This is a genomic window from Roseateles sp. GW821-FHT09G09, from assembly GCF_059415965.1.
On the sequence record NZ_JBWKOG010000003.1, the window covers coordinates 370817 to 396843 of the forward strand.

At 64.7% G+C, this 26027-nt stretch carries 27 protein-coding genes and 1 pseudogene; 16 read left to right on the forward strand and 12 right to left on the reverse strand.

Annotated features, from left to right (window positions below; all coding sequences use genetic code 11):
• From AC07O8_RS10120 to AC07O8_RS10135, 4 genes are all read left to right on the forward strand, one after another.
• Window positions 1-120: a cytochrome oxidase small assembly protein gene (locus AC07O8_RS10120; protein ID WP_297529912.1), complete on the forward strand. Its 120-nt coding sequence runs from the start codon at window positions 1-3 to the stop codon at window positions 118-120.
• Complete coding sequence (locus tag AC07O8_RS10125) at window positions 117-737, forward strand: cytochrome c oxidase assembly protein (protein ID WP_495047880.1); 621 nt, start codon at window positions 117-119, stop codon at window positions 735-737. Before AC07O8_RS10120 ends, AC07O8_RS10125 begins: the two co-directional genes overlap by 4 nt.
• Window positions 738-798: 61 nt before the next feature.
• Window positions 799-1050 carry a DUF2970 domain-containing protein gene (locus tag AC07O8_RS10130; protein ID WP_495047881.1) on the forward strand — a complete coding sequence of 84 codons (252 nt, stop codon included), beginning with the start codon at window positions 799-801 and terminating at the stop codon, window positions 1048-1050.
• 25 nt (window positions 1051-1075) lie between these two features.
• Entirely contained in the window at window positions 1076-1960 is an 885-nt protein-coding gene (locus AC07O8_RS10135) for a cytochrome c oxidase subunit 3 (RefSeq protein ID WP_495047882.1), read from the forward strand.
• Between the two features lie 133 nt (window positions 1961-2093).
• Here AC07O8_RS10135 and AC07O8_RS10140 read toward each other — a convergent pair whose 3' ends face one another.
• Window positions 2094-2303 (reverse strand): DUF2909 domain-containing protein, encoded by a 210-nt coding sequence (locus AC07O8_RS10140; RefSeq protein WP_297529916.1) that lies wholly within the window; start codon window positions 2301-2303, stop codon window positions 2094-2096.
• Here AC07O8_RS10140 and AC07O8_RS10145 point away from each other — a divergent pair.
• The 5 genes from AC07O8_RS10145 to AC07O8_RS10165 are packed head-to-tail and all read left to right on the forward strand — an operon-like array spanning window position 2302 to window position 6689.
• A complete protein-coding gene (locus AC07O8_RS10145) occupies window positions 2302-3153 on the forward strand; it encodes an SURF1 family protein (protein WP_495047883.1) in 852 nt (283 codons plus the stop codon). The genes AC07O8_RS10140 and AC07O8_RS10145 overlap by 2 nt on opposite strands.
• On the forward strand, window positions 3134-3862 hold the full coding sequence (locus AC07O8_RS10150; protein WP_495047884.1) for an SCO family protein: 729 nt from the start codon (window positions 3134-3136) through the stop codon (window positions 3860-3862). Before AC07O8_RS10145 ends, AC07O8_RS10150 begins: the two co-directional genes overlap by 20 nt.
• A 19-nt stretch (window positions 3863-3881) precedes the next feature.
• Window positions 3882-5111 carry a COX15/CtaA family protein gene (locus tag AC07O8_RS10155; RefSeq protein ID WP_495047885.1) on the forward strand — a complete coding sequence of 410 codons (1230 nt, stop codon included), beginning with the start codon at window positions 3882-3884 and terminating at the stop codon, window positions 5109-5111.
• Entirely contained in the window at window positions 5108-6016 is a 909-nt protein-coding gene (gene cyoE, locus AC07O8_RS10160; protein ID WP_495047886.1) for a heme o synthase, read from the forward strand. The genes AC07O8_RS10155 and cyoE overlap by 4 nt, the downstream gene beginning before the upstream one ends.
• A 43-nt stretch (window positions 6017-6059) precedes the next feature.
• Entirely contained in the window at window positions 6060-6689 is a 630-nt protein-coding gene (locus AC07O8_RS10165) for an SCO family protein (RefSeq protein WP_495047887.1), read from the forward strand.
• A gap of 51 nt (window positions 6690-6740) precedes the next feature.
• On the opposite strand, the gene rpoH is transcribed toward AC07O8_RS10165, so the two are convergent.
• The 5 genes from rpoH to AC07O8_RS10190 all read right to left on the reverse strand — a co-directional run bounded on the left by rpoH (window position 6741) and on the right by AC07O8_RS10190 (window position 15140).
• A complete protein-coding gene (gene rpoH, locus AC07O8_RS10170; protein ID WP_495047888.1) occupies window positions 6741-7655 on the reverse strand; it encodes an RNA polymerase sigma factor RpoH in 915 nt (304 codons plus the stop codon).
• 157 nt (window positions 7656-7812) lie between these two features.
• Entirely contained in the window at window positions 7813-10674 is a 2862-nt protein-coding gene (locus AC07O8_RS10175) for a CHASE domain-containing sensor histidine kinase (protein ID WP_495047889.1), read from the reverse strand.
• A 153-nt stretch (window positions 10675-10827) separates the two neighbouring features.
• The gene (locus tag AC07O8_RS10180) at window positions 10828-12342 is read right to left on the reverse strand and encodes an efflux transporter outer membrane subunit (protein WP_495047890.1); all 1515 of its coding nucleotides are present in this window, start codon (window positions 12340-12342) and stop codon (window positions 10828-10830) included.
• A 7-nt stretch (window positions 12343-12349) separates the two neighbouring features.
• Complete coding sequence (locus AC07O8_RS10185) at window positions 12350-14008, reverse strand: MDR family MFS transporter (protein ID WP_495047891.1); 1659 nt, start codon at window positions 14006-14008, stop codon at window positions 12350-12352.
• On the reverse strand, window positions 14001-15140 hold the full coding sequence (locus tag AC07O8_RS10190; protein ID WP_495047892.1) for an HlyD family secretion protein: 1140 nt from the start codon (window positions 15138-15140) through the stop codon (window positions 14001-14003). The genes AC07O8_RS10185 and AC07O8_RS10190 overlap by 8 nt, the downstream gene beginning before the upstream one ends.
• Before the next feature lie 107 nt (window positions 15141-15247).
• Between AC07O8_RS10190 and AC07O8_RS10195 the strand changes: the two genes are divergently transcribed.
• The gene (locus tag AC07O8_RS10195) at window positions 15248-15982 is read left to right on the forward strand and encodes a CerR family C-terminal domain-containing protein (RefSeq protein ID WP_495047893.1); all 735 of its coding nucleotides are present in this window, start codon (window positions 15248-15250) and stop codon (window positions 15980-15982) included.
• 254 nt (window positions 15983-16236) lie between these two features.
• Here the strand turns inward: AC07O8_RS10195 and AC07O8_RS10200 are convergent, their stop codons facing one another.
• The 5 genes from AC07O8_RS10200 to AC07O8_RS10220 form a co-directional block, all read right to left on the reverse strand.
• Window positions 16237-16641, reverse strand: a complete 405-nt coding sequence (locus AC07O8_RS10200) for a hypothetical protein (protein ID WP_495047894.1) — start codon at window positions 16639-16641, stop codon at window positions 16237-16239.
• Complete coding sequence (locus tag AC07O8_RS10205; RefSeq protein ID WP_495047895.1) at window positions 16625-18709, reverse strand: hypothetical protein; 2085 nt, start codon at window positions 18707-18709, stop codon at window positions 16625-16627. Before AC07O8_RS10205 ends, AC07O8_RS10200 begins: the two co-directional genes overlap by 17 nt.
• Window positions 18709-20397: a hypothetical protein gene (locus tag AC07O8_RS10210; protein ID WP_495047896.1), complete on the reverse strand. Its 1689-nt coding sequence runs from the start codon at window positions 20395-20397 to the stop codon at window positions 18709-18711. The genes AC07O8_RS10205 and AC07O8_RS10210 overlap by 1 nt, the downstream gene beginning before the upstream one ends.
• Window positions 20394-21809 (reverse strand): tyrosine-type recombinase/integrase, encoded by a 1416-nt coding sequence (locus AC07O8_RS10215; RefSeq protein ID WP_495047897.1) that lies wholly within the window; start codon window positions 21807-21809, stop codon window positions 20394-20396. The genes AC07O8_RS10210 and AC07O8_RS10215 overlap by 4 nt, the downstream gene beginning before the upstream one ends.
• A gap of 195 nt (window positions 21810-22004) precedes the next feature.
• A complete protein-coding gene (locus tag AC07O8_RS10220; RefSeq protein ID WP_495047898.1) occupies window positions 22005-22247 on the reverse strand; it encodes a helix-turn-helix domain-containing protein in 243 nt (80 codons plus the stop codon).
• 730 nt (window positions 22248-22977) lie between these two features.
• Here AC07O8_RS10220 and AC07O8_RS10225 point away from each other — a divergent pair.
• The 6 genes and pseudogenes from AC07O8_RS10225 to AC07O8_RS10250 form a co-directional block, all read left to right on the forward strand.
• Window positions 22978-23307 (forward strand): hypothetical protein, encoded by a 330-nt coding sequence (locus AC07O8_RS10225; RefSeq protein ID WP_495047899.1) that lies wholly within the window; start codon window positions 22978-22980, stop codon window positions 23305-23307.
• Window positions 23294-23710 carry a hypothetical protein gene (locus tag AC07O8_RS10230; protein ID WP_495047900.1) on the forward strand — a complete coding sequence of 139 codons (417 nt, stop codon included), beginning with the start codon at window positions 23294-23296 and terminating at the stop codon, window positions 23708-23710. Before AC07O8_RS10225 ends, AC07O8_RS10230 begins: the two co-directional genes overlap by 14 nt.
• Window positions 23711-23729: 19 nt before the next feature.
• Window positions 23730-24248 (forward strand): hypothetical protein, encoded by a 519-nt coding sequence (locus tag AC07O8_RS10235; protein WP_495047901.1) that lies wholly within the window; start codon window positions 23730-23732, stop codon window positions 24246-24248.
• A gap of 154 nt (window positions 24249-24402) precedes the next feature.
• Window positions 24403-24624 carry a hypothetical protein gene (locus AC07O8_RS10240; protein WP_495047902.1) on the forward strand — a complete coding sequence of 74 codons (222 nt, stop codon included), beginning with the start codon at window positions 24403-24405 and terminating at the stop codon, window positions 24622-24624.
• A 305-nt stretch (window positions 24625-24929) separates the two neighbouring features.
• Window positions 24930-25265: a hypothetical protein gene (locus tag AC07O8_RS10245; protein ID WP_495047903.1), complete on the forward strand. Its 336-nt coding sequence runs from the start codon at window positions 24930-24932 to the stop codon at window positions 25263-25265.
• Window positions 25266-25435: 170 nt separating this feature from the next.
• Window positions 25436-25681: pseudogene (locus AC07O8_RS10250) on the forward strand (response regulator); the annotation flags it as partial.
• Here AC07O8_RS10250 and AC07O8_RS10255 read toward each other — a convergent pair.
• Complete coding sequence (locus AC07O8_RS10255) at window positions 25629-26027, reverse strand: hypothetical protein (RefSeq protein ID WP_495047904.1); 399 nt, start codon at window positions 26025-26027, stop codon at window positions 25629-25631. The pseudogene AC07O8_RS10250 and the gene AC07O8_RS10255 overlap by 53 nt on opposite strands.

A 26027-nucleotide genomic window follows, 5' to 3' on the forward strand; every position in this document is an offset into this window, starting at 1 on the left:
ATGTCGCCGACGCCCGAGCAACGCAAGAGCAACCTGCGCCTGGCCCTCATCCTCGCCAGCGTGGCGGCGATCTTCGGGATCGGCTTCGTGGTCAAGATCGCGTTCCTCGGCGTGTCATGAGCGAACCGACCAAGCGCGCCAGCTGGATCCGCCGGGAGAACCTGCGGATGACCGGCAAGCTGCTGGTCGTGGTGGCGGTCATGTCCTGCTTCGGCTACGCCCTGGTGCCGATGTACCGCGCGATCTGCACGGCGCTGGGCATCAACGTGCTGTCGCTGTCGGAGCGCCAGCACGCGGTGCGCGCCGAGGACGTGAAGAACACGCAGATCGACTACAGCCGGACGATCTCGATCGAGTTCGACGCCAACGCCCGCGGCCCGTGGGACTTCAAGCCGGCCAAGCGCCACCTGACGGTCCATCCGGGCGAGCTGACGACGGTGATGTACACCTTCCAGAACATCCAGGCGCGGACCATGTCGGCGCAGGCGATCCCGAGCTACGCGCCCAAGCAGGCGACGCCGTACTTCAACAAGCTCGAGTGCTTCTGCTTCAACGAGTACACGCTGAAGCCCGGCGAGCAGAAGGAGTGGCCGGTGGTGTTCGTCATCGACCCGAAGATCCCGAAGGACGTGCGCACGATCACGCTGTCGTACACCTTCTTCGAGGTCGCGGGGAAGGGCAAGGCGCAGGCGGTCGCTCCGGCGAACGTGACGGGGAAGGCCCAGCCGGGCGCCTGAGCGCGGCGGGCCGTGTGGAACGACGACGCAGACGACGATGTGAACGACGGTGTGAACGACGATGTCCGATGACCTGAAGCCGGGCGAGGATCTGAAGCAGGCGATGCGCCGCAAGGGTTCGCTGCTGGGGACGTTCCGGGCGGTGGCCTGGTCCTTCTTCGGCGTGCGCAAGGGGTCGGGACACGAGGAAGATGTATCGCAGCTCAATCCGCTGCACGTGATCGTCGCCGGCGTCATCGTCGCGGCGGTGTTCGTGGTCGGATTGATCCTGCTGGTCCGCTGGGTGGTGAGCAGCGGTGCGGCAATGAACTGAGAACCGAGTTCGAGGAGAAGAACGCATGTCGGCAACGACGACTCATGGCAACACGCCTTATTACTTCGTGCCCGGCCCGTCGCGGCATCCGGCGATGGCCGCGTTCGGCCTGTTCTGGGTGATCCTGGGCGCGGGGCAGTGGATCAACGGCCACGACTGGGGCAAATGGTCGCTGCTGTTCGGGCTGCTGTGGTGGGCGTTCACGCTCAAGCAGTGGTTCGGCGACGCGATCCGCGAGAGCGAGAGCGGCCAGTACAGCGACCGCATCGACCTGTCGTTCCGCTGGAGCATGGGCTGGTTCATCTTCTCGGAGGTGATGTTCTTCGCGGCCTTCTTCGGCGCGCTGTTCTGGTCGCGCGGCTACAGCATCCCGACGCTGGGCAGCCTGGACAACGCGCTGCTGTGGCCGGACTTCAACGGCCTGTGGCCCAGCGTCGCGGCCGGCGCGACGGCCTCGCCGGCGGGCACGGTGGACGCGTTCGCGACGATGGGCCCGTGGCCGATCCCGACGATCAACACCGCGCTGCTGCTGACCTCGGGCATCACGCTGACCATCGCGCACCATGCGCTGATCGCCGGCCATCGCGCCAAGACGATCCTCTGGATGTGGATCACCGTGATCCTGGGCATCACCTTCCTGGGCTTCCAGGGCTACGAGTACTTCCATGCGTACCACGAGCTCAACCTGAAGCTGAACTCGGGCATCTTCGGCTCGACCTTCTTCATGCTGACGGGCTTCCACGGCTTCCACGTGTTCGTGGGCATGCTGATGCTGCTGTTCATCACGCTGCGGCTGATGAAGGGGCACTTCACGCCGGACCGCCACTTCGGTTTCGAGGGCGCGGCCTGGTACTGGCACTTCGTGGACGTGGTGTGGCTGGGCCTCTACGTCATCGTCTACTGGATGTGACCGCGCCACGCGGCGCGATCCCCTGAAAGAAGAAGCGCCGCTCGATGCGGCGCTTTTCCTTTGGTGGCGATCCGGTCGACGATCGGATCACGGGGCCGGATCAGGCGATGATCGCCTGCCGGTCACCGCTTGATCATTTGCCGATCGGCAGGCCGGTGGGGTGGATCCATCCCATCCAGGCGCTGAAGAGGATGAACAGGAACAGCGCCACCGACAGCCCGACGCGCACCGCCAGCGCGCGGGCCATGGTGGCCTTGCCCTTCTGCTTGCGCAGCATCAGGATGCCGGCCGAGAAGAGCGCGGCCAGGATGCCGATGAACGCGATGAGGACGATGACTTTCATGGCGGACGATTATTCCCATCCGGCCCCGGCGGGGCCATCGGGCCGGGCCCGAAGGCGTCACGCCGTCGTGGTGATCGCGACGATCGCCGGCGTGGCGGCGGGGCTGTCGCTCGGCAGCTGGCAACTCGATCGGGCCGATCAGAAAAACGCGATGCAGCGGGCGATCGACGAACGCGGCCGGGAAGCGCCGCTCGCGACGGCCGCGCTGCCGCGCGCGGACGAGCCGCTGCAGGCGGCGCTCGAACATCGCCGCGCGGCGGTGGCCGGCGAATGGGACGCGGCGCACGCGGTCTACCTCGACAACCGCGTGATGGACGGCCACACCGGCTTCTACGTGCTGACGCCGCTGAAGCTTGCCGGGCGCCAGGACGCGATCCTGGTGCAGCGCGGCTGGGCGCCGCGCAACGCGGCGCAGCGCGAGGCGCTGCCGCCGGTGTCGACCCCGACGGGCGAGGTGCGGATCGAAGGCCGCCTGGCGGCCTCCGTGTCCAAGGCCTATGCGCTGGGCCGGGACGCGGAGACGGGGACGATCCGGCAGAATGTGGACCTCGCGGCCTTGCAGGCCGAGACCGGTCTGCGGTTGCTGCCGCTGGTGCTGCTCCAGACGGAGCCGGACCGGATGATGCCGTCGGGCGGCGCGGCGCCCGCGTCGCAAGCCGCCGACGGCCTGCACCGGCACTGGCCGCCGCCTGCGGTCGATGTCCACAAGCATTACGGGTACGCGTTTCAATGGTTTGCGCTTGCGGCGCTGATCCTGGGTCTTTATGTCTGGTTCCAAGTCCTCGCTCCGTACCGCGCTGGCCGAGCCGCCCGTGCCACCAAGGTCCCCGATGAACAGCGCGATGCGTGACGAGCACGACCATGGCCGCGATGCCGCCCCGGCGCCCGTCGACACGCCGCTGCCGCCGGACGGTCCGGTGACGATGGCCGTCCATTCGGTGCCGATGCCCGACCTCGATCCGCCCCGGCGCTCGCGTTGGATGCTGTGGCTGGTGATGGCGGTCTGCGCGGCGCCGGTGATCGCGTCGTACTTCAGCTTCTACGTGCTGGACCTGCGCGGCCGCGCCTACAGCGACCTGATCACGCCGACGCGCGATCTGCCCGCGGCGATGGCGTTGACGACGCTGGAAGGCGCACCGGTGGCGGCCGAATCGCTCAAGGGCCAATGGCTGCTGACCTACGTGCCGGACCGCGCGTGCGACGAGGCCTGCGAGCGCATGCTCTTCATGCAACGCCAATTGCGCGAGATGCTCGGCAAGGACCGCGACAAGCTCGACAAGCTGGTGCTGGTGCCCGACGACGTCACGCTGACGGCGGCGCAGATCGATGCGCTCACCGGCCACGGTGCACCGGCGACGGTGCTGCGCGCGCCGCGCGCCGCGATCGAGGGCTGGCTGATGGCCGCGCCGGGACGTCGCATGGGCGAGCACCTGTTCCTGGTCGATCCGATGGGGCGCTGGATGCTGCGTTCGCCGGCATCGCCGGAGCCGTCGCCGCTGAAGAAAGACCTGGAGCGCCTGATGCGCGCCAACGCCGGCTGGGACAAGCCCGGCCGGTGATGACGAGGACAGCCCGCGCATGAACGGATTGGCGATCGGTTTCGATTTCGAGCCGCTGCTGGAGCTGCTGGCGATGGCCGCGCTCGTCGGCGCGGTGCCGCTCGTCGGGTGGCAGTGGCGGCATCGCGGCGACACCGCGGCCAAGCGGCTGCGCGCGCTGACGGTGCTCGCGACCTTCCTGACCTTCGACCTGATCCTGATCGGCGCGCTGACGCGGCTGACCGATTCCGGCCTGGGCTGCCCGGACTGGCCGGGCTGCTATGGCAGCGCCTCGCCGATCGGCGCGAAGGCAGAGATCCTCGCCGCCCAGACGGCGATGCCGACCGGGCCGGTGACGCACGGCAAGGCGTGGATGGAGATGCTGCATCGCTACATGGCGGGCGGCGTCGGTTTCCTGCTGGTGGTGCTGGCGGTGCTGAGCTGGTGGGTGTGGTGGCGCGGCCGCCGCACCGGTGAGGCGACGCCGTCGCCGTGGTGGGCCACGCTGTCGCTGGTCTGGATCCTGGTGCAGGGGTTCTTCGGCGCCTGGACGGTGACGATGAAGCTGTTCCCGGCGATCGTGACGGCGCACCTGCTGCTGGCGCTCGGGCTGCTGATGCTGCTGGCCTGGCAGGCCGAGTCCTATGCGCCGAAACCGCTGGCCTGGCCCCCGGGCCTGCGACGCGCGTTCGCGGCCTTCACGGTGCTGGCGATCGCGCAGGTGGCGCTGGGCGGCTGGGTCAGCACGAACTACGCGGTGCTGGCCTGCCAGGACTTCCCGACCTGCCAGGGACAATGGCTGCCGCCGACCGACTTCGGACACGGCTTCACGCTGTGGCGCGAGCTGGGTCGTGGTGCCCACGGCGGCTGGTTGCCGTTCGAGGCGCTGACCGCGATCCACCTGGCGCATCGTGGCGGCGCGATGATCGTGTTCGCCGCGTTGCTGGCGCTGGCCTGGGCGCTGTGGCGCCAGGGCGGTGCCGAGGCGGGCGGCGAGGGCCGCGGCAACGGGGATCGCGGCGGTGACGGTCTCGACGCCCGTCGCTGGGCGCGCCGTCTGCTGGCGGTGGCCGCGTGGCAGTTGGCCTCGGGCTTGTCCAACGTGGTGCTGGGGTGGCCGCTGCTGGCCGCGCTGGCCCATACCGGCGGCGCCGCGGCGCTGCTGCTGATGTGTGCGATCGTGCTGGCGCGGCTGCGTGCCGGCCGGACAATCACTGTGATTGAGCCGGAGCCCGTGCGCGCCGGCATCCTGACGATGGGTTCGAAATGAGTTCCGCGACGCAGGCCGCCATGCCCTCCCGCTGGTGGCAGTTCTACCAGCTGACCAAGCCCCGGGTCGTGCAACTGATCGTGTTCTGCGCGGTCATCGGCATGGCGCTGGCGATCCCCGGCCTGCCGCAAGGCCAGGAGTGGGTGCGCCTGATCGCCGGCACCGGCGGCATCTGGCTGGTGGCGGGCGCGGCGGCGGCGTTCAACTGCCTGATCGAGCAGCACATCGACGCCAAGATGAAGCGCACCGCGTGGCGGCCGACCGCGCGCGGCGAGCTCAGCCGCAACCAGACGCTGCTGTTCTCGGGCGGGCTGTGCGCGTTGGGCTCGGCGATCCTGTACGTGCTGGTGAACCCGCTGACGATGTGGCTGACCTTCGCGACCTTCGTCGGTTACGCGATCATCTACACGATGGTCCTGAAGCCGATGACGCCGCAGAACATCGTGATCGGCGGCGCGTCGGGCGCGATGCCGCCGGTGCTGGGCTGGGCGGCGATGCGCGGCGAGCTGGGCTCGGAAGCCTGGCTGATGTGCCTGATCATCTTCCTGTGGACGCCGCCGCACTTCTGGGCGCTGGCGCTGTATCGCAGCGAGGACTACCGCAAGGCCGGCCTGCCGATGCTGCCGGTGACGCACGGCAACGAGTTCACGCGGCTGCAGATCTTCCTCTACACCTGGGTGCTGTTCGCGGCGACGCTGCTGCCGTTCCTGACGGGCATGAGCGGCTGGCTCTACCTGGCCGCGGCCCTGGTGCTGGGGCTCATGTTCTGCCATCACGCGTTCAAGCTGTGGCGGGCATATTCGGAAGCGCTCGCGCGCAAGACCTTCATGTTCTCGCTCCTGCATCTGTCGCTGCTCTTCGGCGCGCTGCTGCTGGACCACTACGTCAGTCCCTGGATCAGTTGAGCTGCCTCGGATGTCGGGACCTTCTTTCGGATCGGATGTGTCGATGATCTCGCGACGTTCTCTCGGACTCGGCGCTTTGGGGAGCCTCTGTGCCCTCGGCGCGGCGACGCTGCTGTGGGGCTGCGACAAGCTGGGTTTCTCCTCGGCGCCCAAGGCCAGCTTCCAGGGCGTGGACCTGACCGGCGCGGCCTACGCGCGCGGCTTCAGCCTGCCCGACCAGAACGGCAAGACGCGCACCCTGGAAGACTTCAAGGGCAAGGTCGTGGTCGTGTTCTTCGGCTTCACGCAATGCCCGGACGTCTGCCCGACCACGTTGGCCGAACTGGCGCAGGTCAAGAAGGCCCTCGGGCCGGACGGCGACAAGGTCCAGGGTGTCTTCGTCACGGTCGATCCGGAACGCGACAAGCCCGAACTGCTGAAGGCCTACCTCGAGAGTTTCGACCCCGGCTTCGTCGCGTTGCGCGGCACGCCGGAACAGCTCAAGGAAACGGCCAAGGAGTTCAAGATCTACTACGCCAAGGTGCCGGGCAAGACACCCGACAGCTACACCATGGACCACACGGCGGCGAGCTTCCTGTTCGATCCGCAGGGGCGGGTGCGGGTGTTCTCGCGCTATGGGGCGGGGGCGCAGGCGCTGATGGGCGACATCAAGGCGCTGATCGCCGGCCAATAAAGACGAAGGCCCCGCGAGCGGGGCCTTGTTCATGGTGCGTCGATCAGGTGCTCAAGCGGCTTCCGCCACCATCGCCTTGCGCATCTTCTTCATCGCGGCAACTTCGATCTGCCGGATGCGTTCCGCGGAGACGTCGTACTCGGCCGCCAGTTCGTGCAGCGTCATGCCGCCCGAGCCGTCGTCGTTGACGTTCAGGTAGCGCTCCGTGACGATGCGGCGGCTGCGGTCGTCGAGCAGGTCAAGCGCCTTCTGCAGGCCGTCGCTCGCCAGTCGGTCGCGCGACTTCGACTCGATCACCCGCGTGGGTTCCTGCGTGTCGTCCGCCAGGTAGGCGATCGGCGCGAAGGTCTCACCATCGTCGTCGGTCTGCGGCTCCAGCGCGACGTCGCCGCCGGAGAGCCGCGTCTCCATCTCGACCACGTCCTCGGGCTTGACGTTCAGCTCCTCCGCCACCAGGGCGATCTCGGCTTCCGTCAGCGAGGTGCGCTGCTGGTTCTCGGCGTGTTCCTTCAGGGCGTGCTTCTTCGAGCGCAGGTTGAAGAACAGCTTGCGCTGCGCCTTGGTCGTCGCGACCTTGACCATGCGCCAGTTCTTCAGGATGTACTCGTGGATCTCGGCCTTGATCCAGTGCATCGCGTACGAGACCAGACGGACGTTCTGCTCCGGGTCGAAGCGCTTGACCGCCTTCATCAGGCCCACGTTGCCTTCCTGGATCAGGTCGCCCTGCGGCAGCCCGTAGCCCAGGTACTGGCGCGAGATCGACACCACCAGCCGCAGGTGCGACAGCACCAGGCGACCCGCGGCGTCCACGTCGCCATGCGTCTTCAGACGCGTGGCGTAATCCTTCTCTTCTTCCGGCGTCAGCAGCGGAATGTGATTGATCGCCGTGATGTACGCATCCAGGTTCCCGAGCGATGGCACGAGGGACCAGGGATCGCGGACCTTCAATGCAAGGGTGTTGGACATGTGTTCGTTGCTCCTGGTTCGGGACGGTCCTCCGACCCGACGCCGTGAATATTAGCACTCATGCGGGAGGAGTGCTAAGGCTCGCGGAATCGGGCGGATCGGGGGAGGGCTACCCATGCAAACCAGTGTGTGCCCGCCGTCTTAGGATCCACTTAAGTCATTGATCTGCCGAAGAAATCGGCAGCTCAAAGCTGAATGTCGTCCCCTCGCCGACGGTGCTGCTCACCCGCAGCCGGCTGCCCATCAATTCCAGCAGCCGCTGCGTGATCACCAGCCCGATGCCGGTGCCCTCGATGCCGCTGACCTCCCGGCCCAGCCGGTTGAAGGGCTGGAACAACTGCGCCATCTGGGCCTCGGACAGGCCGGCGCCGGTGTCGGTCACGCTGAATTCAACCTGCCCATCCGCCGTCTGTCCTATTTGCCCCGTCTGCCCTGTCTGGCCCGTCCGCCGCGTCCGGAGCCAGACGCGCCCCCCGTCGCGGTTGTACTTGACGGCGTTGCTGAGCAGGTTGGTCAGGATCTGCTTGAGGCGCGTGGCATCGGCACGCAGCCGGTGGACGTCCGGCGCGAGCTCGACATCGATGGCCACCCCGCGACGCTGCCGCTGGGTCTCGATCATCGCCAGGCTGTCCGACACGATCGGCGCCAGATCCTGGTCGCCGATCTGCACGTGCAGACCGCCGGCGTCCAGCCGCGACAGGTCCAGGGTGTCGTTGATCATCGCCAGCAGGTGCCAGCCCGACTGCTGGATCTGCGCCAGCCACCCGCGCTGCCGGGGGCTGAGCGTCGAATCAGGGTCCGATTCGAGCAACTGCGAGAACCCCAGCATCGCGTTCAGCGGGGTGCGCAGTTCATGGCTCATCCGCGAGAGGAATTCGTTCTTGGCGCGGTTGGCGGCCAGCTCCGCCTCGTGGATGCGCTCCAGCTCGGCGAGCCGGAGTTGCTCGCCGATGTCCTCGACCACGCCCAGCAGCCGCGACGGCTGCCCCTGCGCGTCGCGCAGCAGGCTGACGGTGGAACGGACCGTGATGACCTGGCCCTGGCCGCCGATGTAACGCTTGATGCGGCTGTAGCGGCCGATTTCGCCCCGGATCAGCGCCATGCCCAGGCGGCCGTCCTCCGCACGGTCCTCGGGATGGGTGATCGCCATGATGGAGCGCGCCTGCAGCTGCTCGGCGCTCATGCCCAGCAGCTGGCAGAAGTAGGGGTTGATCTCCTGCGGCCGGGCCTTGAGGTCGCAGGAGACGACGCCGATGGGCGCGTGTTCGACGATGGTCCGGAAGCGTTCCTCGCTGACGCGCAGGCGATGGGTGGCCTCCTCGACGCGGCGGGCGACCCGCGCGGTGCTGCCGGTGACCGACAGCAGCAGCAGGCCCAGCAGCGCGGTGCCGACCAGCCCCGCGATCGCGAAGGGCAGGGCGGCGCCGCCGTCGAGGGCCGGCAGCCCCGACGGGTTGTAGACGACCAGGCGCCAGGCGCGCCCGGCGAAGTCGATGTCGCGCGACTGGCTCGGCAACTCGGCGGGCAGGTGGCGGCAACGCTCGTCGCCTGCCAGCAGCGGACGATGGGTGCCGGCGGTGGTGTCGATCAGGCAGTAGTCGAGCCGCCCGGCGAGGGCCGGCAGCGCGTCGTGCAGCAGCGCCTCGGGACGCAGCGTCGCGAAGGCCACTCCGATCGGTTTGCGGGCGCGCCCCGCGGTGTCGCGCGGATCCGTGAAGCCGCCCTCGTAGAGCGCGCGGTAGACCACGACGCCCATCAGCGTCACGCCCGCGTCCTGCGACAGCGGAAAGCTTTCGCTGGCCGCCGGCTCGCCGGTCGCCATCGCGCGCTCCTGCGCGGCGCGCGCCTGCGGGATGTTGCGGATGTTGGCGCCCATCGCCGGGCGGTTGCGGGCGAAGGGCGCGATGAGCCGGATCGGCAGGCGGTCCTCCGCCGGATCCTGGTCCAGGTCGCCCGGCCGGCGCCGCTCATAGACGCGATAACCGACGTAACCGTCGGCCTGGGCCGCGCGCTCGAAGGCGGGGACGTCGCGCGGCGGCACCAGCGGCGCCCAGCCCACCGCGTAGACGGCGCCCCCGGCACGCGCGCGCTCCGCATGGGCGCGCTCGAAATCGCTGCGGCTGATGCCGGGCGCGACCAGCAGCAGGCTGTGGTTGGCTTCGAGCGCGTTCAGCGGCATCGCCAGCCTGTCCGAGAGCGTGTTCAGCGCATTGACCGCCTCGAGGTCGAAGGCGTGACGCCGCCGGCCCTCCTCGTTGCGGGCGACATGCAGGGTGGCGCCGAACAGCAGCACGCAGGCGGTCAGCATCGGCAGCGCGACGCTCAGCCGGCGCGGCGCCCAGTGCCTGCGCGGCAGGCCGAACAGCGCCAGCGACACCGGCGCGCCGATGAGCACGCCGATCGCATCGCCGACCCACCAGGCGAACCAGTGCGACGCGACCTGCGCCGGCCCGATGGCGCCGCTGATCCACAGCGCCGCGACGCCGAAGCTCGGTCCGACGAGGCAGGCGACGCCGGCGGTCGCGGTGAGGAAGCGCACCAGCTCGGCAGGCTCGCAGAGCGGCGGATGTTCGCCGGCCCAACGCCTCGCGAGCCAGGCGCCCAGCCATGCCTGCAAGGCGCCGCCGAGGCCCACGAGCAGGTGCTGCAGCGGTTGGATGTGCGAGCGCTCGATCCCGAGCGTGAGGCTGACCGCCGCGCCGCCGATCGCGATGCCCGGCAGCGCGCCGGGCCCCCAGCGCAAGGCGGCGGCGACCGCGAGGCCGGCGGCGGGATAGATCGGGGAGACGAAGTCCGGCGGCAGGATGAGCTTGAGCGCCAGCACGCCGAGCGCGGCGTAGGCCAGCGCGAGGGCGATGTTCAGGAGCACCAGGCGGACCGCGTCGCCGGACCCGCCGGGCGGCGACCCCTGGCCGGCCTCGTCGAGCGCCAGCGCGATCGAGGCGGAGGTGGCGGGCGCGGCGCCCGCGCCGCTCGGGGTGCTTTCGGTAGACGGAGCGGGAGAGGACGCGTCGGTCATGAACGCCAGCCTACCCTTGCCGCGACCCGCCTGATACGCCGGATTGCCCCCGGATCGGGCGCTTGTCCTGCCAAACCAACGGCCTCATGCCGGGCTCATGCCGGGCTCATACCGCCTTGCATGCCGCCCCGCATGCCGACCTCATGCCGCCCCTCATGCCCGCAGGTCCCATCCCAGGCCCAGGCTTTTCTGCAGGGCGACGAAGTCCTTCAGCAGCGCGGACTCGCCGTCCAGCGCCTTCAGCCGCACCTCGATGTCGCGGCGCTGCGCGTCGAGCAGGTCGATCTGGCTCGCGGCGCCGGCCTGGCGGCGTTGCCGCGTCAAGTCCAGCGTCCGGCCCGTGGCGCCTTGTTGTGCGAGCAGATGCTGCACCGATTGCCGCTGCCGGCCGAAGCGCGCCAGGGAGGTGTTGGCATCCTGCAGCGCGCCGAGCACGGCGGACCGGTAGTTGGCGATGGCCTCGTCGCGGTCGGCTTCGGCCCCGCGCACCGCGGCGGCTGTGCGGCCGAAGTCGAGGAAGTTCCAGCTCAGGTAGGGGACGGCGGCGAGCGCCAGGTTGTCCGTGCGCAGCAGCTGGCCGGGGGAGGTCCCGGCGACGCCGAGGTTGCCCAGCAGGCTGAGCTTGGGGAAGTACTTCGCCGTCTCCTGGCCGATCTGCGCGTTGCGTCCGGCGAGGCGGCGCTCCGCCGCGCGGATGTCCGGGCGGCGCTGCAGCAGCGACGCGGGATCGCCGATGGCGACGCTGTCCGGCGCGTGCGGCAGCTCGGGCGTCGTGGCGGACAGCTGCTCATCGAGCGCGCCGGGCGCTTGAGCCGTCAGCAACGCGAGCCGGTCGAGGGCGGCGGCGATCTCCGCCGCCACGTCGGCGAGCGAGGCCCGTGTCACTTCAAGCTGCTGGGTGCGTTGCTCGACGTCGTCGGCCGTCGCGACGCCCTGGTCGCGTCGCTGCCGCACCAGCGTCAGCGCCTGCGCGTCGAACGCGGCCGTGTCGCGCAGCAGTGCCTGGCGGCCTTGCTGGGCGCGCAGGCCGACGTAGGTCGACGCCACTTCCGCCGCCAGCGACACCTGGGCGTCGGCCAGGTCCGCCTGCACCGCCTGCGCCTGCGCCGAGGCGGCCTCGACCGCGCGCCGCGTGCCGCCGAAGAGGTCAACCTCCCACGTCGCGTCGAAGCCGACGCTGTAAAGATGCAGCGAGTTCTCGTGGTCGGTGCCCGGCCCTTGCCAGACGCCCGCCCCCAGGGCCGAGGCCGAGCCCTTCGGCGGGCCGTTGGCCTCCTGCGCGCTGAACGCGGCGCGTGCGGAACGCAGACGGGCTTCGGCGGCCTGCAGCGTCGGGCTCTGGCTCAGCGCCTGCTCGATGAGTCCATCGAGCGTGGCATCGCCGAGCGCCCGCCACCACGCCGCCGCGACGGGCGAGGGGGCATCGGCGGAGGCCTGAGGCGTTGCGCCCGTCGCCCCGTCGTCGCGCTTGAGGCGCGATTGCTGGAGCGCATCGCCTGCGACGGCCGGCGCGCCTTCGTAGTCGGGGCCGACCGTGGTGCAGCCGGCGAGCAGCAGCATGGCGGCTGCAGCCGCCACAGCGGACAGCGTCGTGAGCGTGGTGAGCCGGAGCGGTCCCGAGAGCCGGAAGCGGGAGCGCGGGACGGAGAGGTGAGGAAAGTGGAACATGGGAATTTCAATGCGCGTCGTTGGGCACCGGCGCCTTGCCGGGCTGCTGCGGTGTCTTGAGCGTCAGCGCCAGCGGCACGCAGAGCAGCAGCGCGGCGGCGAGCACGTAAAAGGTTTCGGAGAAGGTCATCACGCTGGCCTGCTGATGGATCGTCAGCACCAGTTCCTTCATCGCCTGCAGTTGCGCGTAGGCGAAGTCGCCCACTTGCGCGAAGTGGCTGGCGGCGCTGCCGGCGAGGCGCTCCTGCACCAGCGTCGAATTGGCGTTCAGCGTCTCGCCCAGCCGGTCGATGTGCAGGCTGTTGCGGCGGTCGATGAAGGTGCCGATGACGGCCAGGCCGACGGAGCCGCCGAGGTTGCGCGCCATGTTGTAGATGCCGGCGGCGTCGCCCGATTCCTCGCGCGTGACCGTGGCCATCGACGCCTGGTTGAGCGGCATCATGCAGAGCATCTGGCCGACGCCGCGCAGAAGCTGCGAGCCGATGAAGTCGTGGCCGACGCTCTGGGCGGTGAGGCTGATGTCGAGCAGGCAGCTGGCCGCGAACGCCGCCAGCCCCAGGATCACCATCACGCGCAGGTCGACCCGCGAGATCAGCCGCGGCAGGATGGGCATCATCAGGAAGGCCGGCAAGCCGGCCAGCAGCATGATCGCGCCCGACTGCTGCGCGTTGTAGCCCGCGATCAGCGCCAGGAACTGCGGCACCAGGTAGGAGATGCAGTACAGCCCCGCGCCGACGGTGAACACGATGACGATGACGCTGGCGTAGTGCCAGTTGCGCATCAGCTTCAACCGCAGGATGGGCCGTGCCGCGTAGCGCTGCGAGAGCGCGATCATCGCCATCCCGATCGCCGACACCAGGCTCAGCGTGAGGATCAGCGAGGACTCGAACCAGCGCTCGCGCTGGCCCTCCTCGAGCACCACGGTCAGCGTCGACAGGCCGACCGCGAGACCGACGATGCCCAGCCAGTCGGCGCGGATGAACTCCTCCAGGTGCATGCGTTGCGCCGGCAGCCCCAGCAGCAGCAGCGTGAGCAGCGCGGCGCAGACCGGCACGTTGATGAAGAAGCACCAGTGCCAGCTGGCGTTCTCGGTCAGCCAGCCGCCGAGCACGGGTCCCAGCAGCGGCCCGAGCAGCACGATCAGCCCGAACAGCGTCATGCCGACGGGGAGCTGATGCCGCGGCAAGCGCGTGCGGATGATGGTCTGGGCGGTGGGGATCATCGCGCCGCCGGTGAAGCCCTGGCCGATGCGCGCGAGGATCAGCATCGGCAGGCTGCCCGAGAGGCCGCACAGCACCGAGAAGAAGGTGAACAGCGCCGCGTTGCCGACCAGGAAGTTGCGCAGCCCGAAGACGCGCGTGAGCCAGGCGGCCAGCGGGATCATGACGATCTCCGACATCAGGTAGCCGGTCGAGATCCAGGTGCCCTCGGTGCCGGTCGCGCCGATCGCGCCCTGGATCTGCGGCAGCGCCGAGTTGGTGATGGAGATGTCCAGCGTCGCCATCAGCGCGCCGAGCGCGCCGGCCGCGACGGCGATCCAGTCGCCGGTGCCGGCGTTGGGTTCCGCATGCGGCGCGACGCCGGAAGCGCGTGGCGCGCTCGAAGCGTTCGACGCACCGGGAGCACCGGGAGCAGCAGGCGCGGCCGGCGATGCGGCCTCAGCCATGGCGGGCCCCGCGCGTGTCGACGTCGGTGGTCACCGAGAGTCCGGGCAGCAGGCGGTCGCGCAGCGCCGGATCCGCCTGCGGGTCGAGCTGCACGCGGATGCGCACCGGCACGCGCTGGACGATCTTCGTGAAGTTGCCGGTGGCGTTCTCCGACGGCAGCAGCGCGAACTGCGCGCCGGTGCCGGGCGAGAAGCTCTCGACGACGCCGTGCAGGTCGAGGTCGGGCAGGGCGTCGACGTGCAGCGTCACCGGCTGGCCGGCGCGCATGCGCCCGATCTGCGTCTCCTTGAAGTTGGCGACGAGGTACACGTCCTGCGTCGGCACCACGGTCATCATCCGCGTGCCCGGCTGCACGAACTGCCCGACGCGCACGGTGGTGTCGCCGATGCGGCCGTCGATGGCGGCGCGCACGACGGTGTCGTCGACGTCGAGGTGGTTCTGGCGCAGCGCGGCCGCGGCGGCCTCGACCTGGGCCTTCGACTGCGCGACCTGCGCCTCGCTCGACTTCAGCCGGCCGTCGGCGGCCTTCACCGCCGCCTCGGCGGCGGCCAGGCTGGCGGCGGCCTGGTCGCGGGTGTTGCGCAGTTCGGCCAGACGCTCGGCGGTGGTCGCGCCGGTGGCGGCCAGCGGCGTGTGGCGCGTCACCTCGTCCTGCGCATGCGCCAGCGCCAGGCGCGACGCCTCGGCCTGGGCGCGGGTCTGCGCCAGCTGGCCCTGCTGCTGGAGGATGTCCGCCTCGAAGCGGCGGATGTCGGCCTTGCGGCCGTCGATGGTCGCCTGCGACTGGTCGGCGGCGGCCTGGTACTGGCGGGCGTCAAGCTTCACGAGCGGATCGCCGCGCTTCACGGCCTGGTTGGCGACGACGTACACCTGCGTCACGTAGCCGCCGACCTTGGGCGCGGCGGTGACGCTGTCGGCCTTCAGGTAGGCGTCGTCGGTGGTCTCGATGAAGCGGCCGGTGGTCCACCAGTGGATGCCGTACGCGCCGGCGGCGACGAGCGCCGCCGCGGCGATGACGAGCAGCACGGGCCTGCGATTCGAGGACGGCTTGGCGGGCGGCACCGGGGCCGAGGCGGGGGAGGACGCCGGGACGTCAGGCCCGTTCGGGCTGGCGGAGGTCTGGGAAGACATGGGAGGGGCCGGCTGGACCGGCTCGCAGAATTATTCCGGTCGCTATCTTTTTCCAGTTGGAAGATTTCTGTCAACTGGTATATTTTTGACTTCAGCCAGCTTTACACATGACCGAACGTCCCGTCCGAGCCCCCCGACACCGCGCCGACGCCGCCTATGCGCGCGGCGAGGAAACGCGCCGCCGCATCATCGACGTGGCGTTGCGGCTGTTCAGCGAGCGGGGTTTCGAAGGGGCGTCGACGCGGGAGATCGCGAAGGCGGCCGGCGTGAACGCGCCGGCGCTGCAGTACTACTTCGACAACAAGGAAGGCGTGTACCGGGCCTGCGCGCAGTACATCGCGGACAGCTCGGCGGCGCATTTCGGGCCGGTGGTGGCGCGGACGAAGGCGGTGCTCGACGACCCGGCGGCGACGCCGGGCGATCTCTTCGAGGCCTTCGGCGTGATGCTGGACGCGCTGACCGATTTCCAGCTGCTGCCCGACGACGCCGAGTACCGCCGGCTGTTCATCGCGCACGAGCAGATCGGCCATGCACCGGGCGTGCTGTTCGAGATCTTCGACAAGACGATGCGCCCGCAGATGGGCGAGCTCTCGGCGCGCGTGGTCGCGCGCTACTGCGGCATGCCGGAGAAGGACCCGCTGCTGGCGATGCGCGTGATGATGCTGTGCGGACAGGTGATGGTGTTCTCGCTGGGGCGGCGGACCATGCTGACCAAGCTCGGCTGGGAGCGCTTCGGGCCGGAGGAGGTCGCGACGATCAAGCGGTCGTCGCGCGAGCACAGCCGCGTGCTGATGGACAGCTGGCGCGAGGAATCCGGCAAGGCCCGACGGTCGACGTCCTGACGACAGGACGCGCGGAATGAAAAACGCCCGCGACGGCGGGCGTTGGGAGGACCGATCGGCGAGCCGATCCGGAGATCCGGCGGGTCAGACGTTGGACGCCTACCCAAGAGTGGATGGCTATGGACACTGCGCTAAGCAGTTGTCCTGAAATAGCTTTTGAGGGCTTGGCGATGTCCATGGCGACCACGGCCACATTAGGCCAAAGTTCCTGCGAATGGTTAGGGACGTGGCAATCCTCGGCACGGCCATCGTGTTCATCCGCCCTCGAACTTGCGCAGACGTGCCTCCATTTGATCGCGCTCCTCCAGCAGTTCCAAGATGACGGCATGCGCGCTCGTGATCTGAGACTGCGCTGCGTCCCTCTGCGCCTCTGTGACCTTCAGCCGCGCCTTGAGATCTAGTCTCTGGTGCCGGAGCTGCGCCCTCTGGGTCCGCCGTGCTTTGTCGGCCTCCCTCGCGATATCGACGTATGCCTGGATCTGCCTGACAACACCCGGGTAGCGCTCTTTTCTCAGAGCGGAAGGATCCACGCCAGCCTCTTTTGCAACATTGTTCTGCGAGACGGGGCTGCCAATTGGTAACTTTACTGGCGCGCCATCAACCAACCTCTTGAAGGCTTCGAGAAAGCGCTGCTCTGCCGAGCTACGCTGCTGTGACATTGATAAATCTCCGCATGCCTTCCACTTCCATTTCCAAGAGCGCCCTACGAGCGGGACCAATGTCGTCAGTGGTGAGGCGCTTCTCCAGTTCGCTTTTCTGCATTTCAATTGTGGCTCGTTTGCCTCTGTCGAAAATCGCATCGCGACATGCCTTCTCGCCATCTCCACCCGAACAGCGAGAAATGGACTCGATCCCTCCGTAGTCGCAATCACCTACTTTTACGCAACCACCGAGCCGGGTCGGCCGAAACGATACCTCGCCTGCTAGCCCTGCCGCCATCAGATTCTCAAAATCACGTTTGCCGATAATCTGATTTACGAGTTCGGCTTTCCGTTCATTGCCAAATGGAGAGACATACCTGTCACTTACTATGTTCTCGATCCTCTTCGCCATGGCCTCATATTTCGCCTGCGTGATGAGATCGTCAGCGTCCTCATTGAAGCGATGCCGAGTGAAGTTCCGACCGTAATACCAACTCTGAGACAAGGTGAGGTGCTTTAATACCAATTGAATCGCCGCATCGTTTACCAGTCCGCTGGCGAACATATTTACGGCGCCCGTCCTGCGAAGTTGGTGCAGAGCGAACGGCCAAGGCTGTCCCACCTTAAATGCTCCGTTCTTATGGAGGTTTGGCGTAAATAGTTTGGCCTGCCGAATATCTTCGTCGGTCATTCGAAGAATCGCAGGGTCGAAGATGTTTGAAAACTGGAGGATGACGGCTGCATACGAGGGGAAAGCCGGAACCTTCCAATAATCGCCTTGGTGCGCATTCCTGCTCCAGGGGTCGCTCGCTGAGAACCTGAGCCACGGATTGCTAACGTCCGATTCTGTGACACCTCGAGAGGGGTCTGCAGCGGCGCAGCGGATACGCAGGCGCGCGATGACCGATGCCGCCTCGACAGCGACGCTGACGGCTGGAGTTGTCGGCCACACCGCCTCAGCATCTCTATATGTCTTAGTGGTTGGGCCGACTATTATGGAAATGCGGCCCGCAATATCATCTTCAAAATACCGCAAGCAGTCGCTTTTGAGATGGGCTACCTCGGATTTGCGTTGCAACGTAAAGCAGGCGATATAAATCAAAGACACGACTTGCAGCATCGAAAGATACTTGGAAAAATCCTTTATTTTTAGCGATGAACCCTTGCGACCCACCCATCGGCGAAGTAGGTCGTCCAAGCCGAAATCGCGTGCGGTCGCCTCGAATGTGCCCAGGTAGATCTGATCAGGCATTTTTGCCCTCACAAACTTCTTTGTGAATGGCGGAAGAGGCGAATCGTCGGCCTTTGACCGAAACTCCATCGCAGCCTGAAGTGTTCCAAAGTTTTTGATGTACGCCTGGACGCAGAACTCATAGCATTGTTCTATGGCGACGCGATGCTCTAAAAACTCGTTAATGCAGGTGCGCAATCGGTTGAGTTGATAGTTCCAGATTCGCGGTGGAATATATGCCGTTTGCTCCGTTTCGCCGTCGATGTCCTCACTAATTTCTGCAGAGGATCTCTCCTTGAGGCACGCGGAAAGTCGCGCCAACCCCCACTCATTCAGTATCTCGAAGCCGAGCTCCTCCTTCGCTGCGCGCATCCGTTCGAGGAGCAAAAGTACGTCGCGTGATTGCCCGAGGCGACTGGCAATTGTTTTGATCACTTCCGGATGCCTGGACAGATTCGAGGCTGCAATGCCACATTCATCGCATATGGTCACAAGTCGTCGCAGTCGATTGAAGCGGCCTTTCAGTGTTTCCCAAGTGCGTTCGCCGCGTGGCCACCAGATCAGCCACGTTGCGATCAGGTGAAGCAATCTTTCGTTTTCCGGCGACAACTCTGAGGCGGACTTGCTGTCTACCAATTGACGCGTCGCCCAAAAATGTAGCTTTGCCGATCTTCCAAACCAAGCAGAAAAATCCCATGTGCGGTCGCCCCAAAGGGAATGAGGACATCCGTCCCGTTGAGCTGAAACGGGCCAGTCGAGCGCGGGCGGCCATGTGTCGGGGCGGAAACAAGGGTGGCTCGCGGAAATCAAGACATCATCGAATCGGAGCCCAAGTTCGTGCAGAAAATTTCGCATCAATTCACCTGCGCGGCTGTGATTTGTAAACTCCAGTCAGGATGGTAATTGCCTTCCATAAGCCTCATTCTTGCTTCGGTTATCCAACTTGCTCGTTCGTTACTCGATGCCCCAAGTTCATCCACCTTCTCTCGAACTCGTGCCGCAATCATCGCCGCAGTAGATTGTCTGGCTATGGGGGCATGCTGCGCCGCTACCTCCAAGTCTTTTAATAGACCAAAACTGATGAGCGACCATACATAGTCTTGGGAGTCAATATCTCGGTGGCTTTCGCACCACAAGCAGCCACCCGCGCGTCGACAGTCAGGCAGAGGTCCTGTGGCATTTGTCGCTGCGTTTCGGGAGGGGGCGGAGCCACATTCGCCTGGTGCAATTGAATTAGCGCGAGAATGAAACGGGTCGGTTGCCTCCCAGAAGCGCAGGATCTGCAGCGAGGAAGCGCGAAGACTTGTTCTTCTATATTGCTCGCTGATTACCGCGGGCGTGCTTTGTGAGACGTCGGAGGTTAGCTCTAGATCGTTAGTCTTGTTGAGAATCCAGTTGACACGCATCTTTCGCAAGGTTCGCATCGTCACAAACTTTATGCCTAACTTTTCAGCGATGCTCTTGATCCTAGAAGCATCGAATTTTGATTCGTGAAGCCCCCCCGCTGTGCGAATGAAGGGAAATAGAAGTGGCGAACTATCTTTGAAGATCTTTCGGCGCCAAACTATGTATCGATCTAGATGGGCGCGGTAACTTTGAAAGATCTCAAATTTGACTTCTCCGGCTCGGCGCTCCTTGTAATCCCGCACGTGGTATCCACCGCTGTAGCTAACGTACTGCAGATTGAATAAATGCATTTTTGAAGCCTGACTCGAGTTCATGCCGGTTTGGGCCATGAACATTATCAGTTCTGCCTCAATACGCAGATTGACAACTGCGGTTCGGGGGCCGAGCCTTGTGGCAAGCTCTGTTTGATCCTCTAATACGTGTTTGAAGTACTGCATTCCGAATATCTGCACCTCTTCTCCCTGCCTTGTGGTGATCGTTAGGGGCAGAGAACCTGTCAGAGTCGCGGATAGCGAGAGTGCATCACAGAGGTCTTGGATCAGCGCGCCGAATACAGACGTATCTTCAAGCTCCTTGATCTCTGTAGTGGGATTCTTATGTACGCGCCTCCGGGACGGCATACGAATTCCGGTGAGTGCGAGGAGCGAGCTGTGTCTGCCGAGAATGTTCTTGAACACTGTTCCTACGGACGAGGCATATAGGTAGGCGGTGGTATTGCTGATGGGAGGCTCTTCGCAGTCAGATGTTTCGTCACATTTGCGCAATCGGCTACGCGAGGAAAGTGAATCGCACCAGCGGCAATATGATTGAATGAGGTTATCAAACGTCAAAGATTCATCGTGCTTGTCGAGCCATATGAAGAATTGACGAAAGCACTGGATTAGTGTTTTTGTGCTTTCGGCACTTTCTCCCTTTGCGAGTCTTGCCAATAGATCGGCATGAATTTCGCAGACTACGGTCAACCGGTCGTGCAGAAGTGCTCCTACTTCGCCGTTCTGGATCTTCGTGGCGACCTGATTGGCGGGGCACGCGGTGCCTCCTCGATATAAGAAGCAAATCAGGTCCCATGGGGTTCCTCGCTTTGGGAACTTGATACCAGGAAAAGTGAGATCCGGCATTCTTTCCAAGACGTTCATCGCGCGCCGTTCCTTTCGTTCTTGGTAATTCCCGTGAACATTGCTCCGAACTCCTCGGCAAGTTTCTCCTTGCTTTCGGAGTCTTCAAGGAATTTGATGTAGCGCCAGGTCGTCTTCTCGCTCTTATGCAACATCGCATCACGCACCACTCGAATTGCGTCGACTTTTGTCCCAATGGATAAGAGCACCTGCATTAACCACGTTCCAAATGTGGCGCGAGTCTGATGAAACTTGAATCTGGCCATGAATTGATAGCCGGCTGTTGCGCAATCTGCGCGTAGTTGCTGAATAAGCCTATTCACGACGGTGACGGAATACCTCTGCGCACGTTTGGTTAGAAATAAGGTATCTTTATCCGCTCTGGCTGCTTTCGATACGCGAATCAGCCTTTCAGTTGAGACGGAGTAGGCCAGTAGTTCCTTGAGCAGTTCTTGAGGAAGCAATATTCTTCCGCTGACGGAGAACTTCGTGGCGATTCCGGTGCCTGGACCTACCTGAAGATAGAAGATTCCCGGAGTGAGTGGGTCTTCGGTTGCCAGGCGCAAGCTTGAGACGGTAAGGGTGGTGATGGTGCCCAGACGCGCACCGGTAAAGAAACCAGTGCTCAGCATTAAATGCAATTCGGTGGTTTCATTCTGCGCTGTGTAGGTGAGCAGCCGTCGCATGTGTTCTGCGCGAAGTGGCTGCAATCCATCCTCTAAGAAATGTCCGATACGGGCAGAGTTTGGAAGGGCGAGCTCACTTGTAAGACGGACGATGTTTCTTACAAAACCAGTGGTATCAAAATAGCGTATAACGGTCAATCGATCGTTCCAGAGAGGCGACGAGTTTTCAACCAGTCTCTTTTCTTGCGCGAAGCGATAGAACTTGATGATGGCGCCCATGCAGTTCGATGCGGTAGTGGGGGCGATAGCACCATCGTTGCGCTGATCAATCAAATGCTTGCGAAATTTTCTGAGCGGCTGATCGTCCTTTCGCAAGGGGAAATGGCGCCAGTCCTGGTTCACGACTTGCTCTAAGAACTGCGCATAAGCGCGCATGAATTTCATATCGCGGAGAACGGTTTCCTGCTTTACGCCCAAGGCGATTCGCGACATTGCCCAGACGTTGGCCGCGCTCCATCCAGAACCGTCAGACCAGAAAAGTTGGGGAAGATTCGCAATTGCGGCAGTGGGGCGGGGGAACCAGGAGAGTTCACCTGGGCGGGCCAGCGCGGCGTCGTAGCTTTGGAAGCGCACCAGTTCGAGTCTTGCTAGTGGCCTGTTGCGTACCGCACCATGCTTGCCATGGCCGTTCATCGAGCCAACGTCTTGGCGCTTTGCGACGGAGTTGGAAGGAGTGGGTGGTCCGGCGTTGGCGTCAATGCCGTTGGCTGAAGCACCAGCCTCAAGGCTCGACGGTTCCCGACTCATGCTTCGCGTGGGCGAGCAGCTTCCTGAGACTGAATTTCTCATCGTATTTGCGGGCAAAGATATGCCGCCCACTCGGGGAACATCCCAAGAGGCATTGACAGGCGCCGCCTACGAGAAGAAACTGTGGGTTCCTAGTCCTTTGGGTTTCGACTCGAAGGGGCGCCGACCATTCGATAGGATGGTCGGCGTTGTTTTTTACACGGGCTTCTCCTGAGCTGGTGTTAGTTTGATCGTGGCCTCGGGAAGAGGCTGCGGCTTCAGGCCGAGTGCGACAGCAACTCGGTGACCGTCTCCCCGCAGCGCCTGATTTCGTCCACTGAGCACCGCATATACCGTCTGAATCGGAAGTCCACGCTCGGTAGCCCACCGGCGCACGGAGATGCCACGAGCATGGAACTCGTCGAGAGTGTCCTGCCGCCGTTTGGCGTCGATGATCATGGACGTCATGTTCATAAATTTCTCAAAACTTAAACGATTCTCGTATGGACTGCTTTCGTGTCAAGGCTCGTTCGGGTTTGTTCCTAGGCTCGGGAGTAAATGACACAAGAGCGGGTAATTAAGTGAATGACACGAGATTGGATATATCGGTATCCGTATGGGTTACTTGAACCTCAATACTTGATTGCCGCATCATGTGGCCTCTTATCAGATCGTCACGGCAATGCATAGCAAATATGCCAAGCGCTGGTGGAGAGTCCAAGCCACGAGCGAGTAGAGTCAGGGTCACGAGGTGACCCATGAAGAGGATCAGAGTTGCGCCAGGAAAGTTCGTCACGATCAGCTCTGAACTTGCTGAGAAAGCGGAGCGGCTACTGTCGCGCAGCTTCACCAAGGCGGACCTCAATGTGTTCGCGGAGGCGGAAGCAAAGTTTGGCGGTGGGGCCATGGTAGGCAACCGTCGCCGATACAGAGTCAGACCCAAGCGCTGAGCTGAGGTGGAAGAGGTGGCCACGTTGGGAGTCTTTGCGGCAGGGAGCCCCAAGAGAGCAGATGACCGAGCAACAAACCCGGAACAACCACTACGTCCCACAGTGGTACCAACGCGGCTTCCTCGCTCCAGGCCAGTCTCGTCTTTTCCATCTCAACTTTGAGCCAGACCGCAAGACGCTTCCGGATGGTCGACAGGTGCCCGTACCCGTTGCACGAATGGGGCACCAAGAGCTGTTTCGTGGAGTACGACCTGTACACCATGCAGCTCGGCTCGAGCATCAATGACGACATCGAGAAGCACCTCTTCGGCACCATCGACGACAAGGGCTCCAAGGCTGTGAGTGCCTTTGCCCAGGGTGATCCTGTCGAGGTCCACGCCACGTTCCAGGACATTTTTGAGCATCTGGCCGCGCAGAAACTGCGCGCCTGTTGGGTTAAGGCTGGCCGGTTTAGGCTGGAAGCGGACACGCGACGTCGCGCACGCGAATCACGCGGTGCGCTGCTGTACATTGCGCGACGAATCAAAACAACAAGTTCTCAAAGGGAGAGATGCCATGCTTCGGTCTAGCTTGATACTTGCCGCCGCGCTGCTGACGGGCGCCGCGCTAGCTCAGGACGCGAGTTCGCCAGACCAGTTGGTCAGCAACTACAAGGCCGCGCTGGCCAAAGGGGACAAGACCAGCTTTGTCGCCATGCTTGCGGTCGCGGCCGAGCGAGATCTTCAGCCCGCAACCGAACGATTTGTCCGCCGCGCTCAGATGAAATTGATCTCTGCGGAGATCGTTCCATTCGCGACCTATGAGAGCGCCTTCAAATCCGCACTTGCTCGGGGCGTCAAGTCACCTGTGGAGCCCACGGATTGGCTGGTGGTCAAGTACGCGCCCCAGCCAATGGGCGGCGGCGCCACCCTTACCGAGACAGATGTGTTCCTGGTCGGCAGGAAGGACGGCAAGTACCTGTTGTCCTCTTGATGAAGATCTGCTCCTGCCGATGACGAAGCACTTTCACATCGACAAGACCGGTCAGGTCCGGTTGCCGAGGTCTGCATACGCTCTGTTCCTCGGCCTGGTGCTCAGCGGATTCGTGTGGCTGACCATGGGAGAGTCATTGAGCCTGCGCGCCTTCGGCGCCACCGTCCCTGCGACCTTGACGGAGCATCGGTGCGTACGGGAGATTCGGCCCGAAGGCGACGGCTTCATCTTCTACTTCCGTGCCAATTACACCGTCGACGTCGGGGGTCGAATGCTTGCCGGTGACAGAGTGAGCTTCGGATGGACCCAGGTGAGCGCGGCGGCTTGCGAGGCTTACGCGCAGAAGTTGTTGATCGACCGGCCGCTCTCCGCATATTACTGGCCGGACGATCCTCAGGGCTCGCTGACCCTCATGCTCGACGGAGCCGGAGGGTATGCGGCCCTCGCGGGACTGAGCCTCCTCGTCACCGCATTGACCGCGGCAATGGTGATTCGGGCCATCGTTGAGGATTTCATGCGTAAGCGTGTTCCCACATGAACGCGATCTCCCGCATGGTGGGTGCACACAGGCATCACGATCCGACGGACGACGGGGCCGTTCATGCCGTTGCTCGTGGCATCTCGCCCCCAAAGAATCTGGGGCAGAGATCGCCAACAATCCGCCCACGGCACTTCGCTTTCAGGGATTCACCATGCAAAAACTATTCATTGACTTGCTGCTCAGTTGGGGTCCGATGCTCTTGCTCATCGGTGTCTGGCTCTTCTTCATGCGTCGCGTCCGCGGCACACACCAGAAGCAGCAGGAATACATGGCGGCGGTGAACGGCTACGTCACCGAGCACTTGGCGGAGACTCGCCGCTTGAATCAGAACCTTGAGCGAATCGCCGATGCCCTGGAGCGCAGGCAACCCTGAACACTCACCCGACGCCTGGAGCGGGAAGTCCTGACGGTTGCACTGCATCGATGGGATGGCCATCGGCTGACGGCCAAGAGATCCCGCCCCAAACAGAACGCCCGGCTTGTCCCGGGCGTTTTGCGTTGAGGGCGGCTTCAGGCTGATTGCAGTCGCTTGGATGGAGCAAAGTGGCCGTCGGCTTTCGAGCCGGTGCTGACCTCCGACAGCTGTGGCTGCTTGCATCGCTGCGCCCAAGCCCTAGACTGCCCCTACGTCACCCCACCCAGCCAGCAGTCGACCGAGGCGCGGTGCCGACACCATGCGTGATCGCTGACAACGACGCGGCTGGCCGTGCGGCGCTCGCCGACATTCATGCCCTGCGCCTGCCTTCCACCTTCGTGGCGACCTGCCTGCCAGACCTGAAGGAACTCCGCGCGTTCAAGACAATCGGCCCCACCGGAGAAAGCGTCGAGGACATCAACGGGAGAGCAAGCGCTATCGAGTGCTTCCTCGACTTCCGCGGAGTCGAGCGAGAGCCTTCGATACGCTGGTCAGTGAGCCAATTTCTGTCCATGATGTGGACCGGGATTCCCGCTGTCTTGGTCAGCGCGTCCTCCGTACTGCCTCGCAGCTTGCCGATGCTGGCGGCGGCCGCCTAGGCCGCGCCCGAATCGAAGCGCGCAGCCCAACCGTCACTCGGTGCGCAGCGGACGCTCGTCGTCGATGACAACCCGACGCCGCGGACAGCTGGCGATGCTGTTATGCGTGCAAGGCGTCGACGTGCGCGTCGCCTACGACGGCGCTTCGGCGCTGGAAAAGCGCGGCCGAGTGGCTCCCGTCGGTGGTGCTGCTAGATCTCGGCATGCCGACGATGGATGGGTCGAAGGTCGCGCGACGCATGCGCGCCGAGCCGGCGCTGAAGGACGTCACGCTGATCGCGTTAACCGGCTGGCGCCAGGACCAGGACCGCGAGCGGACGGAGTCGTTCGGGTTCAATCACCATCTCGTCAGGCCGGTGGAGTTCAACGCGCGTCAGACGCTGCTGGGCTCAGCATTTGCTGAGCGACCTCATTGAGCCCTTGCCCGGCCTGGCACTGCAGCCACGCATACACCTTGGCCTGCGCCCAATGCAGCCGCCGTTGCGTGGGGCGCTGTCGATCGATGCTACCGCGGAAGGTCTTGATCTCTTGCAGACGCCGCCGCGCCGGATCGAAGCCGTCGGGGCGGCCGCGCACGCGCAGGTCGCGTAACTCGCCGCTGAGGGTCACTTCCCGCCGGTAGTCCGGAACGCGGCGCTCATAGACGAGCGCATGGGCGGCGATGCCCTCTTGCGCTGTCGGCGCGGGCGTGAAGCGCCGATCCAGGTCGCGCTGCTTGGCGGTGAATTCGCAGAGTTCGCGGACGGCGACGGTGTAGGGCAC